Genomic DNA, 16,504 nt, shown 5'->3' with positions numbered 1-16,504 from the left:
TTATCTTTTCGTGCAAAATTAATATAGTCATAGGGACTACTGTCTGTATACTGAAACTCCCTCAAAACATTCGCAAATTTTTATAGTTTTTTTTCGCATTCTTAAGCGTTCCCATCACTGTAATTTTTCCCGCAATAAAGCCTGATTTTCTATAAGTTTCTTGACCTTTCCCATCCTTTTCGGGTATTATTTATTTCGTAATGATAGAGAGATACACCCTCCCCCCAATGGATAAAATCTGGAGCGAGGAATATAAGGTCTCCAAGTGGCTCCAGGTTGAAACAACGATTTTGAAGGCATGGGCTAAACAGGGAAAGGTTCCAAGCTCGGTGGTGGAGGAAGTAGAAAAGGCAAAGGTCGATTTGAAAAGGATGAAAGAAATTGAGGAGGAAGTTGGACACGATGTCATCGCCTTCGTTAAGGCAGCCACAGAGAACCTCTCAAAGGATGCGAAACGCTTCTTCCATTATGGGGCAACTTCCTATGATGTCGTTGATACAGCTCTATCCCTTTTGCTTAGGGAATCCGCAGATGTGATAATTGAAGAGATTCGTTCAGTCATTGAGCTTTTAAAGCAAAAAGCTTTGGAACACAAGTTCACGCCCATGATGGGAAGGACGCACGGAATGTTCGCCGAGCCAATAACCTTGGGTTTCAAATTCGCCCTCTGGTTCTGTGAGATGGAGAGAAATTTAAAGAGAATGGAGGAAGCGAAGGAAATCATCTCCTATGGGAAAATCTCCGGTGCTGTGGGTATTTTCGGCAATTCATCTCCCGAAATAGAAGAAATAGCCTTGAGTGAATTAGGGCTTAAACCCGCTCCCGTTTCCACCCAGATTCTTCAAAGGGATAGACATTCCCAATATCTTTTTGCCCTCGCTTCCATAGCTTCCTCCCTTGAGAAGTTCGCAACAGAGATAAGAAACCTTCAAAGAAGCAATATTGAGGAATTGCAGGAACCATTTGGAAGAGGACAAAGGGGTTCATCTGCTATGCCCCACAAGAAAAACCCCATCATATGCGAGAGGATTTGCAGTCTTGCCAGGGTGATAAGAGCCTATCTCATCACCAGCTTGGAAAATATACCCTTATGGGGAGAGAGGGATTTGACCAACTCCGCTTCCGAGAGGATAATCTTCCCTCAAGCAACAACCCTCACTCACTACATCCTCGTGAAATTCAGAGGCGTTCTGAAGGGACTCGTGGTGAATGAGGGAAAAATGAGAGAGAATATAGGGAAAACGCTCGGCACTTGGGGGTCGGAAAGCCTAATGTTGAGGCTCATTGATAAAGGGCTGACGAGGGATGAAGCGTATGAGCTCGTTCAAAAGCTCTCTTTCAAAGCTATGGAGGAAGGGAAAGAGCTTCGGGATGTCTCTTTGAGCGATGACAGAGTTAGAAATCTTCTTTCACCTGAGGAAATAGAGAGATGTTTTGACCTTAACGAGCATTTGAAATGGATAGATTATATATTTAGGAGGGCAGGAATAGATGAAGGCTAAAGTTTACATACGCTTGAAAGAAGGAGTTTTAGATGTGCAAGGGCAAGTAGTCCTGCGGGCGCTTCGCAATCTCGGTTTTGACGAGGTTGAGAATGTTAGGATAGGTAAGTTGATAGAGATGGAAATAAACAATCCATCAGAGGAGAGGATAAAGGAGATGTGCGAGCGAATGCTTGCAAATCCCGTTGTGGAGGATTATGAAATAGTTATTGAGGATAAGAGATGAGCGGCGCTGGAAGGGAGGAACGGGAGACGAACAGGCTTATTGCCAGACTGTCCAAAGGTGGAGCAGAAGATGTTAACTCTTTAATTAAAGACTTAATAGGAGAAAGAGGGAAAGGATTATGGCTAAAATAAAGTTCGCAACAGTGGTCTTCCCCGGCACTAACTGTGAAATGGATTGCTATTACGTCGTTAAAGAAGTCCTAGGGGAGGATGTTGACTATGTTTGGCATACCCAAAGCGACCTCTCGGACTATCACTGCATAATCCTTCCCGGCGGTTTCTCCTATGGAGACTATCTTCGCACCGGCGCTATAGCGAAGCTATCTCCAATTATGGAAGCCGTGAGAAAGGAAGCTGAGAAAGGAAAGCTCGTTATAGGAATATGCAACGGGTTTCAAATCCTCGTTGAGGCAGGGCTTCTCCCCGGCGCTCTTCTCAAAAACACCAATCTGCGTTTCCTTTGCAAGTTCGTCCATCTCCGCGTTGAAAATAACCGAACCCCGTTCACACACCTCTATAGGGAGGGAGAAGTCCTTCGGATGCCGATAGCCCATTTTGAAGGAAGATTTTTCGCTCCCCCAGATGTTCTGAAATCCATTGAGGATAATAAGCAAGTCGTCTTACGCTATTGCGACCCAGAAGGAAACCTCTCCGATGAGGCGAATCCAAATGGCTCCATGAACTTCATAGCGGGAATCGTTAACGGGAAGGGAAACGTCCTCGGACTAATGCCTCACCCCGAGAGGTGCTCCGAGCAAATTCTTTCCTCTGCAGATGGATTCCGCATCTTCAAATCAATGGCTGAATGGGCTAAAACAAATCTTTGAAAGCTTATTGAGGAGGTTAAAAGGATTCTATGAGAAGAAAACCTATCTATAAAGAGCTCGGACTCACAAGATACGAATACGAGAGAATCAAGAAGGCACTTGGACGGGAACCAAACATCGTTGAGTTGGGAATGTTCTCCGTTCTTTGGTCCGAGCATTGCGGATATAAACACTCAAAGAAATTCCTCAAACTTTTCCCTACTTCCGCTCCATGGGTAATTCAGGGACCTGGAGAGAACGCCGGGGTAGTTGATATAGGAGACGGCTTATGCGTATCAATGAAGATGGAGTCCCATAACCATCCCTCCGCTGTTGAACCTTTCCAAGGAGCAGCTACTGGCATAGGTGGAATAGTAAGGGATATTTTAGCCATGGGCACCCGTCCAATAGCTCTCCTTGATTCCCTCCGCTTCGGCTCCCTTACATCCCCAAGGGTTAAATATCTATTCCAAGGGGTTGTTTCGGGCATATCGTTCTATGGAAATTGCCTACCTGCAGAAGAGAAGGTCGTATTGAAGCTTAAGGGAAATATGGAATGTATATCGTTAGAGGAATTAGCGGATAGGTTCATCCCCAAAAAGGAGGATTTCCCCCAAGCCGCCGAGATTGAAGATGTGCAAATCCTCTCATATGACCCCAAGAGCCTATCCGTATGCTGGAAGAAAGCACTTAAAGTCTTCCGAAGAAAAGCTACTTCTTTCCTGGAAATTATCACCGCCTCTGGAAGAAAGCTCCTTGCCACCCACGACCATCCTCTCCTTACTTTCAAGGGTGGAGTTAGGTTTATCAATGCTGGGGAACTGGAAAAGGGAGATACCCTCCTTCTCTTCCAAGACCTTTCCTATCCCCGCCCCACGAAGGTCGTCGGGGTTAGAGATATAAAGGAAGAGAGATGGGTGTTTGATGTTGAGGTAGAGGATACGCATATATTCATAACTCAGGGAGGGTTCGCCGTTCATAACTGCATCGGCGTTCCCACCGTTGCGGGAGAGATTTATTTTGAGGATTCCTATGAAGACAATCCCCTCGTCAATGTGATGTGTGTCGGTTTGGGTAGGATTGAGGAACTCCAGAAGGGAAGGGCAGAGGGGGTGGGCAACATAGCCGTTTTGGTAGGTTCAAGCACGGGAAGAGATGGAATCGCTGGCGCAGCTTTCGCCTCCGTTGAGCTCGGACCGGAATCGGAAAGCAAAAGACCACAGGTTCAGATTGGCGACCCCTTCAGCGAAAAGTTGCTCATAGAAGCGGTTTTAGAGGCTATAAAGACCGGCGCTGTGGTAGGTGTTCAGGATATGGGAGCGGCAGGAATAACCTCCTCAACAAGCGAGACCGCCGCGCGGGCAGGAACGGGAATGGAGTTGGACTTGGACAGGGTTCCCCTTCGGGAAACTGGCATGACCCCCTTTGAGATAATGCTCTCCGAATCCCAGGAGAGGATGCTCCTAATCGTTAAGAATAACGAGGAAGATAAAGTCAGGAAAGTCATAGAGAAATGGGGATTGAATTACGCTCCCATAGGGGTTGTAACGGATGATGGAATTCTAAGGGTGAAACACAAAGGCGAGGTCGTAGCGGAGGTGCCGGCAAAGCTTTTGGCGGAAGCACCTCGCTATCGTCCAAAGCCGATTAAACCCTCTTATATAGATGAGCTCGCTTCCTTCAATCCCCTTGATTTGCCTGAACCCGATGACTACAATCAAGTTCTCCTTCGCCTTCTTTCTTCTCCAAACATCGCAAGCAAGGAATGGGTATATGAGCAATATGACCATATGGTTTTGATAAACACTGTAATTTACCCTGGAGGGGATGCCGCCCTCCTAAGAGTGAAGGGGACAAATAAGGGAATAGCCGTTAAGACCGATGGGAATGGCAGGTATGTCTATCTTAATCCCTACAAAGGAGGGATGATAGCGGTAGCGGAATCAGCTCGGAATATCTCTGCCACGGGTGCCCAACCACTCGCCATAACCGATTGCCTCAATTTCGGTTCGCCGGAAAAAGGAGAAGTAATTTGGCAGTTCAGCGAGACGATAAAAGGGATGGCGAAAGCAGCCTCATATTTGAATATTCCCATCATATCGGGAAATGTTTCCTTCTATAATGAAAGCCCGAATCGGAGGGTCTTCCCCACTCCTGTTGTGGGAATGCTTGGCTTGATTGAGGATATAGAAAAGAGAGTTCAAGCGGGTTTTCGTAACGAGGGCGACCTTGTCGTTCTCGTGGGCGAAACATTCCCCGAGTTAGGGGGTTCCGAATATCTAAAGGAGATTTTCGGTAAGATAGCGGGAGAACCTCCAACGGTTGATTTGGAGAGGGAATGGAGAGCAAACAAGCTATGCCAAGAGGCAGCGAAACTGGGACTCCTTTCCTCTGCCCACGATGTAGCGGAGGGAGGATTGGCTGTTGCCCTCGCGGAAGCTTGTATTTTGGGGAAAATCGGCGCCACAGTTGAAATACCTTCTTTCTCATTACCTCCCTCCCACTTCCTTTTCAGCGAAAGCCAAGCCCGTTTTGTCCTTTCCCTATCACCAGAAAAGCTCCCGCTTCTTGAGGGCTTGGCAGATGAGCTCGGGGTCCCAATAACCATCATCGGAAAGGTAGGCGGGAAGAGACTTCATATTGAAAGAATGTCAGGGGACGAATTGATAAGCCTATCTCTTAAAGACATAGAGGAGGTATACCGGTCCGCAATAAATAGGTTCGTTGCGGGATGAAAGCTTTCCCTATAAGCTAAAACGGGCTGGGAGGAGGTGGAGCAGGTGCTGAAGCTCGGGCAAGCTCTCCCTCAACACCATTTACAACGGCGGATACTAAAAAGTCTATATCTAAGACATATAAATCCGAGGGAAGGTTGTATGTGTAAGGCACCTCGGATGAGGAAATTTCTTTGAGAAATGTTGGCGCTGTTTGACCTTCAACTTGTATGTAAACTTTATACAACTGTGCTCCATCAACAAGCTCCCAAGATAGAGTTACCTTCTGGGTCAAGTTGGTTCCGTTTTTAACCCAAACTCTATCGGCTACGAAGTTTTCAGGGGCAGGAGGCTTTGAAACACCTCCTCCACCGCCTCCGCCACAGCCCGTAAGAAGCACTACTATTGGGACTATCGTGAACAGCAAGAATAATTTTCTCATCATCTCAAGTTCACCATCCTTATCGCTCTAACAAATTGATTGAGCTCATCCCTCGCGGTGAGCTCTATTATGTAAATTCCCGCCGGCAAAGGCTTCCCATCCTGCCCCTTTCCATCCCAGAATAGGGAATTCAGCCCGGAGGATGACGCCCTCATCCCCAAATCCCTCAATATCCTTCCATCCGCTCCCTTAATCGCTACCTTAACCTGACAGGGCAAATTGACACTCCAGCTTATATTGACTCCTCCCCTCACCGACCTCGCATCCAACATATTTATGAGAAGCGGTGTTATCAATCCCTCTCCTATCTCCACCTTCAGCTCCTTATCACCCTCCACTTTAATCGCCGATGTCGTCTTCAGGTAATATCTTTTATCCCCATCAGTGAGAATAACCTGCCAACCCTTGGGAAGATAGGAGAGATTGGGGAAGAACAGGGTAGCATCTCCCTTCACAGCCAATCTCCACTCCTGCTTCCCTCCCTCCTTGCGAATGTCTATGTAAAGAAGCTCTCCATTTTTTATAATTGCTATCCTCTTCTGACCCTGAAAATAGGGAGCGGGAGGTGGGAAGGGAGATGTTATCTCCTGCTTGCCCATACCTATGTATACATCTTCGCTTGCTCCATCGGAGAAGACAGCTTTTATAGGCAGGCAGAAGCCCTCAAGATTTGAACCCCTCTGCGCCTTAACATTCCAGGGCTCCTTGGGGAAAATAAGCTTGCAATCTTCCTTTACCCTGACCCAGTAGCTGAACCAGGGATAGAGAGTTTTCTCCATACCCTGTTGGAGCCCAGCGTTAACATATTTTGTCCCGTCCCAGCGGAAAAGTATCGGTCCAACGAGATTGCCCGCCTCGGAGAATGGCTTCCTATTCCCGTTCATATCCTCAATTAGTAGCCCACTTATCGGCAGGGGATAAATCCAAGGGAGCCCGAAGGCTTGCCAGCCCCTATTCAAAGGAAGGCTGAACTCCCTATCAGTCGGTATAGCATAGCCAAGGGGCTTGAGAGTTGATGGCTCAAAATTCTGGGAAGTCTTCAACCAAAAGCCCCTCGCGATTTCCGGGGCAAGCTCGTTGGAGATATAGTAATTTGTCCCTGTCCAAACAGCGACTTGCTGGAAATCAACCATCCTTGAGAGGATATCCTTGGGTGCGAAGGGGAGGGAGATAAAGCTGATATTCAATTTAGGCGTTGAGGAGGAAGCCGTGAAACTAACATCTACGCTTCTATGATTGCCCGATTTGTCTTCCGCATAGACCTCAAGCCTATGGGAAGCTTGAGTTAGGGGTTGGGAAGGAAGGGCGAGGTATTGGCTAACCGATGGGTCAGCATACCTATAAACAGGTTCAACCTCCTCACCATCTATCTTGAATTTTATCGTATCAGCTTTGAGATTTGGGTCGGTTATGGAGGCGCAGAGGATTGGTGTGAGAGATGTGGTCGCCCCATTTTGGGGTGATATGATGGTTATCTGGGGCGGCTCCCTATCGGGAGGTAGAGAAGCTATCCCTCCCGCATATGTACCTGGTTTCTCCGGCTTGGCTTCCAATGTTGTGGAATCAGCGTTTCTCGTAATTGTAGTCGGCATTTCAATCCAAGTGTTATCATCGGGATTGAACCAAAAGATTTTCAGGTTTTGATAATCCTGGGCGGGGTCAAAGCCCCTCTCCCTCAATTGGTCATCCCCAACTGTTATCCTGAGGGTATTGGAGTTTGCTGGGAAAGAAGTTAGATAGGTCCCATCCGCATTCTTAACATTCAAGTTAACGCCATATTTCATCATCGTCACTTCCTGCACATCTTGGCGTGATAACATCCTCACTTTCCTCGCTTTGTAGGGGATAAAGGAGATGGAGATTCCCTCTCTCGTCTCAGCGAATATCGGCGTCTTTATCTCATAACCAACTAACTCTGCCTGGGGTTGACCCCTGCCCGACAAGGAAAACGATTCCACACCGGATAAAACCCAATTTACTCCCCCTTCTATCCAGTCAACTACTGTGTCAACGCCCGACTGAATTGTCTGGATGAGGGTTGTAAAGGCTGATTCTAGTTCATTTATAAACGCACTTACATTCAGCACATTTTGCACCATTTTTTGGATGAAGGAAGCAATGCCTTGAACTTCTCTATACTGTGATGGTACACGGTTATATTTTTCTATCGCTACTCTGCCACCATTCATTAGATAGCCTTTTTCGGTTGGGAAGGAATTTGAATAAACGATTTCCCCAGCAAAACCTATCTGTATCCCTCCTCCAACTCCCAAAGCGGCTCCGATATCCACCGATAGTTCCAACCCAACTTGCTTCTTCTCCTCCTCACCTAACTCATAAGTTGCCTCTCCCTTTTGGGCATACTGGGAAATCATGCTTTCAAATTCCGAACTGGAATCTATGAGCGAGCCGGGCATAAGGGCACACTTCACTCCGTTCAAAAATAAGGCTATCTGGTTATTCTGGCACTCGTTATAAATTCTTGAGAAAAGGGAGGGAGAAATTTCCGCCCGATATGTTTTTATATAGTGTAGTTCAGTAAACGCCACACCCACTCCCGGATCTACAGAACCTCCGTAGAAAAGGGAAGTGATGTCGTTGCTTTCGTTCTCCTTAAATCCCGCCGTGAACTCCTGTTGACCGGTTACTCCAGCTATGAAGGGGCAAGCAAGGCTCGCTCCCGAGCTTATTGTGAACGAATACTGATGCTTCCAGTCATCTTGTTGCCTGAGATTAGTGACTTTTTCCATTTTCCCAGCGATAGAGCCACCAACAACATCGTTGCCTATCTCCGCTTTGCCTTTTGACTCCGCCCCTGCACCTAAGCTCACATCAAGCAAACCAGACTCCCCAACTAATTCTATAGCCTCCGAACTTTCCGTCTTATAAGGGTCGGCTTCGGTAATATAATCAGCCAGGGCTTCAACAAACTTACCTACACCTGGTAAAAGCGCAAGTTGGGAAGACTTAGCAGCAACGGAAGCGGCAGAAGTGAAAATTATAGAAAGAGAGTACGCGGATTGCTGGGCATCATTAAGAGGGTTAGGGATGAGATCTTCAATCCCATTGAGTATGTTGGCTGTTAGTCCCGCCTCTACGGCTGTCGCACTGACTATTCCCGCCTCAGCCTTGCCCAAACTTCCCTCTATCTTCGCGCCAGTTGAACTATTGTTCTCTATCTTGAGAGCATAAACATTGTTGACAGGTGTAATCGTAAATCCTATGTCCAATCCTCTTAATGCACCTCCAGCTAACTCTGCTCCCTTTAACCCAAGTGAGCTTAAACTAACACCTATCTCCCCGTATAAACCAGCAAATAAGCTAGCGGAAAAAGAGAAGTTGACATCCTCAGTAATGTTGTGGGAAGGAAGGGATATAGTCGTTGTAACAGTGTTGCTCTCAATCTTCCCTCCCGCAAAACTTATCTCCGCTTTATTGACTATCTCTGTTCCACCAAGCACCTGCACCTGGAATTGAACGCTCCCCTGTCCTCCCGGTTGTAAGCTACCTATTTGCCACTCAAGTGTCCTATTGCTGGCATCGTAACTTCCCCCACCAGTTGCGCTTCCGGAAACATAATCAACGTTTGAGGATAGGGAATCCTTTATCTTGAGGTTACTCAATGTATATGAGCTATCGTTTTTATAAGTGAGTGTATACTTCAGGGTATCACCAATATTTGCAGTTGTTTTATCAACGGTTTTAGTAAATGTGAAGGGGAGAGTGATTGTAGCTGTAGCGATGTTGGAGAAATCGCTATAATTTCCCGCTTTATCATACGCACGCACTCTATATTCATAAGTTATGTTAATAAAGACATTTTTATCCTTGTAGGTTAGGGTATTAGCATCAACCCTTGCAATGCGCGAAAAGGTACCGCCCGATTCTCGTCTCATAACTTCATAGCCATCCAATCCAGAACCTCCACTATCAGTTGAGGCTTCCCAGCTGAGGTCTATCTCCTCTAAGCCCACCACAGTAGCTGTGAGATTTTTTGGAGCAGTTGGTGGGGTGGTATCCACAGATAAGTCATACATATAGATGTCGCAGTTGCCGTTCCTCTCATCTTCCCAAACAATCTTATCACCATATATAGCTGGGTCATCCTGGCCAGCACCATTCGTGCATATTGGTACCTCCTGTCCAATGCTTAAGTCATACATATAGATGTCGCAGTTGCCGTTCCTCCAATCCTCCCAAACAATCTTATCACCATATATAGCTGGGGCATACTGGAGAGCACTATTCGTGCAGATTGGAATCTCCCGTCCAGCGCTTAAGTCATACATATAGATGTCTGAGTCGCCGTTCCTCCAATCCTCCCAAACAATCTTATCACCATATATAGCTGGGGCATACTGGTCAGAGTTATTAGTGCATATGGGTACCTCCTGTCCAGTGCTTAAGTCATACATATAGATGTCTGGCTTGCCATACCTCCAAACCTCCCAAACAATCTTATCACCATATATAGCTGGATTCCACTGGTCATGGGGGTCATTTGTTATCTGGACCTCCTTCTTTGTGGATAAGTCATACATATAGATATCCCAGTTGCCGTTCCTATAATCCTGCCAAACAATCTTATCACCATATATAGCTGGGGCATACTGGCCAGCACCATTCGTGCATATTGGCACCTCCTGCCCAATGCTTAAGTCATACATATAGATGTCTAAGTTGCCGTTCCTCCAATCCTGCCAAACAATCTTATCACCATATATAGCTGGCCACCACTGGTCATGGGGGTCATTTGTTATCTGGACCTCCTTCTTTGTGGATAAGTCATACATATAGATATCCCAGTTGCCGTTCCTATAATCCTGCCAAACAATCTTATCACCATATATAGCTGGATTCCACTGGTCATGGAGGTCATTTGTTATCTGGACCTCCTCCCCTCTTGTTAAAGCTCTAAGAGAGTGAACTTGGCGGGAATTGGCAGGAGAAGAGGCACAATATGCATAAGTGTTAGACAATAGAAAGAGCAAGAAAACAGCAGTCGCTCTTTCCAATGTCCAACGCCAATGCCTTGCTAACCTGTCACTCCGGACCATGTGCTCTAAACCCCCTTCTTTAAAATGCTAATCGCTTAATTTTAATCTAATTCCCCCATCCTGTCAATAACTTTTAACCCTATCCGTTGCTATTGCTTAAAGTTAAGACAACATCAAAAATTATGCAAGCGAGATTTTTTCTTTCTAAGGACTCAAAAATCTTTACTTTTCCTATAAAAGACTTATAATTTTTAAATTGGCGATGAAAGAAAGCTGCGGAATTTTCGGGATATATGCTCCCGGTGAGGATGTGGCACGCCTCACCTATTTCGGTCTCTTCGCCCTCCAACATAGAGGACAGGAAGCAGGAGGAATAGCGGTAGCAAACGGCGAGAGAATCTTCCTCCATAAAGGTTTGGGACTCCTCAATAATATCTTCACAGAGGAGATGCTCCAAGCCCTGGAGGGACACTGCGCCATCGGTCATACCCGCTACTCCACAACCGGCTCCAACATCATTCTAAACGCCCAACCAATCTTCATCTCTCATAAAGGAGTCAAATTAGCCCTCGCCCACAACGGCAACATCACTAATTCCCTCCTCCTTTCCGCCCAACTAACCGACCTCGGATTGACCATCAACTCCTCCTCCGATAGCGAGCTAATCGGTCTTCTCATCGCAATTCAAGATGGAGACGATATCGTTGAGAAGATATCCAAAGCGATGAAATCCATCAAGGGAGCCTACTCCCTTACGATACTAACCCCCAATAAAGTGATAGCGATTCGCGACCCCTATGGGATAAGACCTCTTTGTATCGGCAAACTCAATGGTGAGAAGTGGGTTTTCGCCTCGGAAAGCTGTGCGCTTTCCTTGGTTGAGGCGAGCTTCGTTAGAGAAGTGGAACCCGGGGAGATAGTCGTTGCGAGTGAGGAAGGACTCAAGAGCTATAAGGCGATTCCCTCTACTCGCAAGGCTTTCTGCATCTTTGAATTTATCTACTTCGCTCGTCCCGATTCTTATATAGAGGGAGTTAATATTCACTTGGCACGACGGAGAATGGGAAGGATTCTCTTTGAGGAAGGCGCTGTTGAAGCTGATGTGGTTATCGGGGTCCCTGATACGGGGACCGCTGCCGCGATAGGCTTCAGTGAAGCATCGGGCATCCCCTATGGCGAGGGGCTTTTGAAAAATAAATATATTGGAAGAACATTCATCCTTCCCGACCAGAGGATAAGGGATGTGGGAATAAAGTTGAAGCTTACCCCTATCGTTGAAACGATAAAAAATAAAAGGGTAGTTCTCGTTGATGATTCAATTGTTAGAGGTACCACAACAGGAAAGATTATAAGAATGCTCTTTGAGGCGGGAGCTAAAGAGGTCCACGTGCGCATCTCCTCTCCTCCCATTGCCTATCCCTGTTTCTTCGGCATAGATACAGCGGTTCGCTCCGAGCTTATCGCTTCCCGTCTATCAATTAAGGAAATAAGGGATTACATAGGCGCTACCTCCCTGAAATATCTCTCCCTTGAAGGCTTAATTCGCGCTATCGGACTCCCCAAGGAAAATTTCTGCACCGCCTGCTTAACCGGAGAGTATCCCGAGGAAATCCCCGCCCATTTCCATAAACTACTTTTGGAGCAAAGATAAAAGGGGGAATCTTTATGACTAAACAAGAATGGCCTCTCTTCAAGGGTAACCTATTGAGGCAGGGCAGGTATGAAGGGCAATGTTTCCTCCCTCTCACCCCGCTCTGGCGTTTCAATGGTGGTTATCGCATTCGCTCCTCTCCTGTTGTTTCGGGAGATAAGGTCTTCATAGCTTTGTGGAATGGGGAGGTAATCGCTTTGGATATCAAGAAAGGCACACCTCTATGGCGTGTTGATTTTCATGGTCCCATCTTCTCCACTCCCTGTGTGGGTGGTGGAAAGGTTTTCGTCGGCACCTCCTTGCGCTCTTTTCACGCCATTGATGAGCTAAGTGGAAAGGTCCTTTGGAGCCTAAGCGTGGGTGGTGCGGTTGATTCTTCCCCCTTATATCTTAGGGGAAGAGTCTATTTCGGTAGCGATGACAAGTATCTATACTGCGTCTCCGCGCAAAAGGGAGAGGTCCTTTGGCGCTTTTCCGCCGGTATGTGGATATTCTCGTCCCCAGCGGCAGCAGAGGGGAAAATCTTTTTCGGGGCACAAAACGGCATCTTTTACGCGATAACTGAGGATGGAAAGCTTGCCTGGCAGACGAGAATTGGTGGATTGATAAGGTCCACTCCCGCAATAGATAAGGGAAGGGTATTCGTCGGCTCTGGAAATGGGCGTCTCTTCTGCCTTGATGCGGAGACCGGGGAGATTATTTGGTCAGCTCGCGCATATGACGCCATAGAGAGTTCCCCCGCAGTATTAAACGATAGAGTATATGTTGGCTCGGATGACGGCTACTTCTACTCCTTTGATGCCCAATCAGGACGCACCCTCTTCCGATTAAAGCTTGGCAGTCCGATAAGGTCTAGTCCGCTCTGCTTTAATAATGCCGTCCTTTTCGCCACCCTCAACGGCATCTTTTATGGTATAGATACGCAAACGGGCGAGATAAAATGGGAAATGAAAACGGGAAGCGAAGTTCATTCTTCCTTCGCCGCTTCTCAAGAAGGCGTCTTCATTGGCTCGGACAATGGCATCCTCTATGCATTTAGCCATTCCTGATTGAAAATCACGAAGAAAGGGGATGTGCCCTATATGGAAAGAACTAAAATAAGAATAGGTGTTCTCGCCTCGGGAAGAGGCTCCAACTTGCAAGCGATAATAGATGCCTGCAAAAGCGGCTACATCCCCGGAGATGTGGTCTGCGTCATCTCCGATAAAAAGGATGCATTCGCTCTGGAAAGAGCGAGAAGGGAAGGCATCCCCGCCATCTTCCTTGACCCATCCAATTATCCCACCAGAGAAGATTACGATAAGGCGCTTGCCCAAACCCTTAAAGAGCATAATGTAGACCTTGTCTGCCTCGCGGGTTTTATGAGAATTCTTACCCCTCCCTTCATAGAGGAATTCCGCAATAGGATAATGAACATCCATCCCGCCTTGATTCCCTCTTTCTGCGGAAAGGGAATGTATGGACTGAAGGTTCATCAAGCTGTTTTGGATTTCGGAGTGAAGGTCACAGGATGCACTGTGCATTTCGTCACTGAAGAGGTGGATTTGGGACCAATAATAGTCCAGATACCGGTTATGGTTCGGGAAGATGATACGCCGGAAACCCTCTCCGAAAGGGTCTTGAAAAGAGAACATAGAGCTTATCCCTTGGCGATAAAGCTTTTCGCAGAAGGACGTCTAAAAATTGAGGGACGAAGAGTTCGCATCCTCAAAAACTCGTAAGGGAGAGTGGTTATTATGAAGAGCGTCAAACATCTTTTAATGCTTTCCTTTTTTCTCTGTCTTTCCTCCCTTATCCACTCCTCAGCAGGGGAAGAAATCTTCATTGAAAGCGTCCGCTACGCGAGCGATGAGGAGATTAATTCAGTATGGATTCCCCAAGAAAATAGTCCGCAAGTTTCATTAGCCGTTGAAAACGAAAGAAAAGTTATCAAATTTGAGCTGAATTTCCCGGAAGTTAGGGATAGGTGCTACTGGGATAGAAACCTCAATCTCGATTTGAGCGATTGCGAAAAGATAATATTGGAGATAAAGGCGGATGACCCTTCAGAGCTCGGCGGATGCACACTTTACCTTCAAAGCGAAGGAGGTTGGTATGCCTGCGGATTTAGGATAGAAAGGAAAGGATGGCAAGAAATCGTCCTTCGCAAATCTCAATTTTCCCAAGAGGAAAGTCCCAAGGGATGGAATAATATCACGGGAATTAGAATCTCCTTCTGGAAACCCGCGAAGCTGGAACCCAAAACAACAAATGTCTACCTCGCAAGCATAAAAGCCCTCCCTTCCACCTCTAAAGTAGCAATAGTTTACGGTGACGCAACGATGAAAAGCGGAAGCCGGGAAGGGGGAAGTGTTAGGGAATGTTTTGAGAGAATGGTCTCTATTTTTGAGGGTCTCGACTTGGATTATTCCACCACAAGCGATAGCGAAGTTGAAAAGGGGATAGATTTAAACAAATTCAAAATCCTTATCTTCCCCTATAATCCCGACATAACGGATAATGAAGCGGAGGAGATAGTAAAATTCATTAATGAAGGTGGGAAAGTCATCATATTTTACAGTCTTCCCTCCAATATAGCAAAGACAATAGGGATAGAAGAATATGTTTATCGTCCCGCAAGCTTTGCTGGCGAGTTCTCTCGCGTGAGGTTCTCAACAGAAGAGGTTGATGGTCTGCCAGAGGAGATGAGGCAGGGCTCCTGGAACGCAAATATTCCCACAAAGCTAAGCGAGGATGCGAAAATAATCGGCGAATGGATTGATGCTAAAGGCTATCCTACAGGGCTTCCCGCAGCAATACTCTCGCCAAGGGGATTTTATCTCGGGCATATACTTCTGAATAAAGAAGAGGGAAAGCAAATGATTTTAGCTATTTTGGCGAACTTATCGCCTGACCTCTCCCCTCTAATAAGAAAGACGGTAATCGCAAATGCTGGAAAAATTTATGGCTTTGGGAACTTTGCGGAGGCTAAGGAATTTATTGAGAAGAAAGCTGAGGCATTGCCCGAAGTGAAGGCGAACGATGTCTTGAACTTCCTCCGCAGAGCGGAGGAAGATTTCGGTAGGCTTCAAAAAGCTTCTAATTTAAGCGAGATTTTCAAACTGTGGAAGGCGGTGACGAGTAATATGAAGGAAGCATACTCTCGTTGTTTTGAGAGCAGAAAAGGAGAATTCAGGGCGGTTTGGTGCCACTCCGCTTTCGGGGTGGAGGGCTGGAGCTGGGATGAAGCGATTAGGTTTCTCAAGGAGAACAATATCAAGGCGATTTTCCCAAATATGCTTTGGGGCGGTCTCGCCTATTATCCCAGCGAGGTTCTCCCAGTAGCGGATGCAATTAAGGAAAGAGGAGACCAAATCGCCGAATGCCTCTCCGCCTGCAGGAAATACGGAATTGAATGCCACATCTGGAAGGTGAACTTCAATCTGGCAAATGCCCCCAAGGAATTCGTTGAGAAGCTGAGACAAGAAGGAAGGCTACAAGTGGATAAGGAAGGAAAGGAGGTTTTGTGGCTCTGCCCCTCACACCCCGAGAACTTCAAATTGGAGCTGGAGTCTATGCTTGAAGTAGTTAGAAAATACGATGTTGATGGAATTCACTTTGATTACATCCGATATCCAAACGCGAACTCCTGCTACTGCGAGGGATGTAGAATGAGATTTGAGGAGGAAAAAGGTGTAAAAGTTGAGAATTGGCCTCAGGATGTGATAACTGGTCCCCTGAAGGAGCTTTTTGCTGATTGGAGGAGGGAGCAAATAACAAAGCTTGTTAAGGCGGTTAGCGAGGAAGCAAGGAAAATCAAGCCCTCAATTAAGATATCGGCTGCTGTCTTTCAGGATTATCCCAACTGCAGGGAATATGTAGGGCAGGATTGGAAGCTGTGGGTTGAATCTGGTTATCTTGATTTCGTCTGTCCAATGGATTATACGGATTCCAATGCTAAATTTGAAACCCTGGTAAAAAATCAAAAGGAGATAATTAAAGGCAAGATTCCCCTCTACCCCGGGATAGGTGCCTTCATCATCCCGGTTGAGCAGGTCTTGCAGCAGATTGAAATCGCGAGGAATTTGGGCGCCGACGGATTCATTATATTCAATTACGATGCAAGATTGGTTGAATATCTCCCGTTCTTAAGCAAGGGAGCAACGGAAACTCCTTAAATTCCAACAA

10 protein-coding genes are annotated in these 16,504 nt (G+C 46.5%); 8 read left to right on the top strand and 2 right to left on the bottom strand.

Features of this window, described 5'->3' with window-relative positions; translation table 11 throughout:
• Positions 1-200: 200 nt before the first annotated feature.
• The 4 genes from H5T88_06790 (at position 201) to purL (ending at position 5,268) form a co-directional block, all read left to right on the top strand.
• Positions 201-1,502, top strand: coding sequence for an adenylosuccinate lyase (locus H5T88_06790; GenBank protein MBC7330051.1), 1,302 nt, complete (start codon positions 201-203; stop codon positions 1,500-1,502).
• Complete coding sequence (purS, locus tag H5T88_06785) at positions 1,492-1,728, top strand: phosphoribosylformylglycinamidine synthase subunit PurS (GenBank protein MBC7330050.1); 237 nt, start codon at positions 1,492-1,494, stop codon at positions 1,726-1,728. Before H5T88_06790 ends, purS begins: the two co-directional genes overlap by 11 nt.
• 127 nt (positions 1,729-1,855) lie before the next feature.
• Positions 1,856-2,554 carry a phosphoribosylformylglycinamidine synthase I gene (gene purQ / locus H5T88_06780; GenBank protein MBC7330049.1) on the top strand — a complete coding sequence of 233 codons (699 nt, stop codon included), beginning with the start codon at positions 1,856-1,858 and terminating at the stop codon, positions 2,552-2,554.
• A 29-nt stretch (positions 2,555-2,583) separates the two neighbouring features.
• Entirely contained in the window at positions 2,584-5,268 is a 2,685-nt protein-coding gene (purL, locus tag H5T88_06775; GenBank protein MBC7330048.1) for a phosphoribosylformylglycinamidine synthase subunit PurL, read from the top strand.
• A gap of 16 nt (positions 5,269-5,284) precedes the next feature.
• Here purL and H5T88_06770 read toward each other — a convergent pair whose 3' ends face one another.
• Together H5T88_06770 and H5T88_06765 are read right to left on the bottom strand one after the other, a co-directional pair.
• Entirely contained in the window at positions 5,285-5,689 is a 405-nt protein-coding gene (locus H5T88_06770; protein MBC7330047.1) for a hypothetical protein, read from the bottom strand.
• Entirely contained in the window at positions 5,689-10,746 is a 5,058-nt protein-coding gene (locus tag H5T88_06765) for a DUF11 domain-containing protein (protein MBC7330046.1), read from the bottom strand. The genes H5T88_06770 and H5T88_06765 overlap by 1 nt, the downstream gene beginning before the upstream one ends.
• A 202-nt stretch (positions 10,747-10,948) precedes the next feature.
• Here H5T88_06765 and H5T88_06760 point away from each other — a divergent pair, with 202 nt between their 5' ends.
• The 4 genes from H5T88_06760 to H5T88_06745 are packed head-to-tail and all read left to right on the top strand — an operon-like array spanning position 10,949 to position 16,494.
• Positions 10,949-12,337, top strand: a complete 1,389-nt coding sequence (locus tag H5T88_06760) for an amidophosphoribosyltransferase (protein MBC7330045.1) — start codon at positions 10,949-10,951, stop codon at positions 12,335-12,337.
• A gap of 14 nt (positions 12,338-12,351) precedes the next feature.
• The gene (locus tag H5T88_06755) at positions 12,352-13,386 is read left to right on the top strand and encodes a PQQ-binding-like beta-propeller repeat protein (GenBank protein MBC7330044.1); all 1,035 of its coding nucleotides are present in this window, start codon (positions 12,352-12,354) and stop codon (positions 13,384-13,386) included.
• A gap of 33 nt (positions 13,387-13,419) precedes the next feature.
• Positions 13,420-14,058, top strand: coding sequence for a phosphoribosylglycinamide formyltransferase (locus H5T88_06750; GenBank protein MBC7330043.1), 639 nt, complete (start codon positions 13,420-13,422; stop codon positions 14,056-14,058).
• Between the two features lie 15 nt (positions 14,059-14,073).
• Positions 14,074-16,494 carry a family 10 glycosylhydrolase gene (locus H5T88_06745; protein MBC7330042.1) on the top strand — a complete coding sequence of 807 codons (2,421 nt, stop codon included), beginning with the start codon at positions 14,074-14,076 and terminating at the stop codon, positions 16,492-16,494.
• Positions 16,495-16,504 lie beyond the last annotated feature (10 nt).

The sequence above is a fragment of the bacterium genome (assembly GCA_014360495.1).
In the GTDB taxonomy this organism is placed as follows: domain Bacteria; phylum Armatimonadota; class JACIXR01; order JACIXR01; family JACIXR01; genus JACIXR01.
Note: the sequence above shows the minus strand (reverse complement) of the source record. Positions and strands in the feature narration are given on the sequence as shown.

Excerpts from the sequence above, each read along its gene's own strand:
- H5T88_06790 (MBC7330051.1), top strand. The coding sequence starts at position 201 with ATGATAGAGAGATACACCCTCCCCCCAATGGATAAAATCTGGAGCGAG.
- purS (MBC7330050.1), top strand. The coding sequence starts at position 1,492 with ATGAAGGCTAAAGTTTACATACGCTTGAAAGAAGGAGTTTTAGATGTG.
- purL (MBC7330048.1), top strand. The coding sequence starts at position 2,584 with ATGAGAAGAAAACCTATCTATAAAGAGCTCGGACTCACAAGATACGAA.
- H5T88_06770 (MBC7330047.1), bottom strand. The coding sequence starts at position 5,689 with ATGAGAAAATTATTCTTGCTGTTCACGATAGTCCCAATAGTAGTGCTT.
- H5T88_06765 (MBC7330046.1), bottom strand. The coding sequence starts at position 10,746 with ATGGTCCGGAGTGACAGGTTAGCAAGGCATTGGCGTTGGACATTGGAA.
- H5T88_06760 (MBC7330045.1), top strand. The coding sequence starts at position 10,949 with ATGAAAGAAAGCTGCGGAATTTTCGGGATATATGCTCCCGGTGAGGAT.
- H5T88_06755 (MBC7330044.1), top strand. The coding sequence starts at position 12,352 with ATGACTAAACAAGAATGGCCTCTCTTCAAGGGTAACCTATTGAGGCAG.
- H5T88_06750 (MBC7330043.1), top strand. The coding sequence starts at position 13,420 with ATGGAAAGAACTAAAATAAGAATAGGTGTTCTCGCCTCGGGAAGAGGC.
- H5T88_06745 (MBC7330042.1), top strand. The coding sequence starts at position 14,074 with ATGAAGAGCGTCAAACATCTTTTAATGCTTTCCTTTTTTCTCTGTCTT.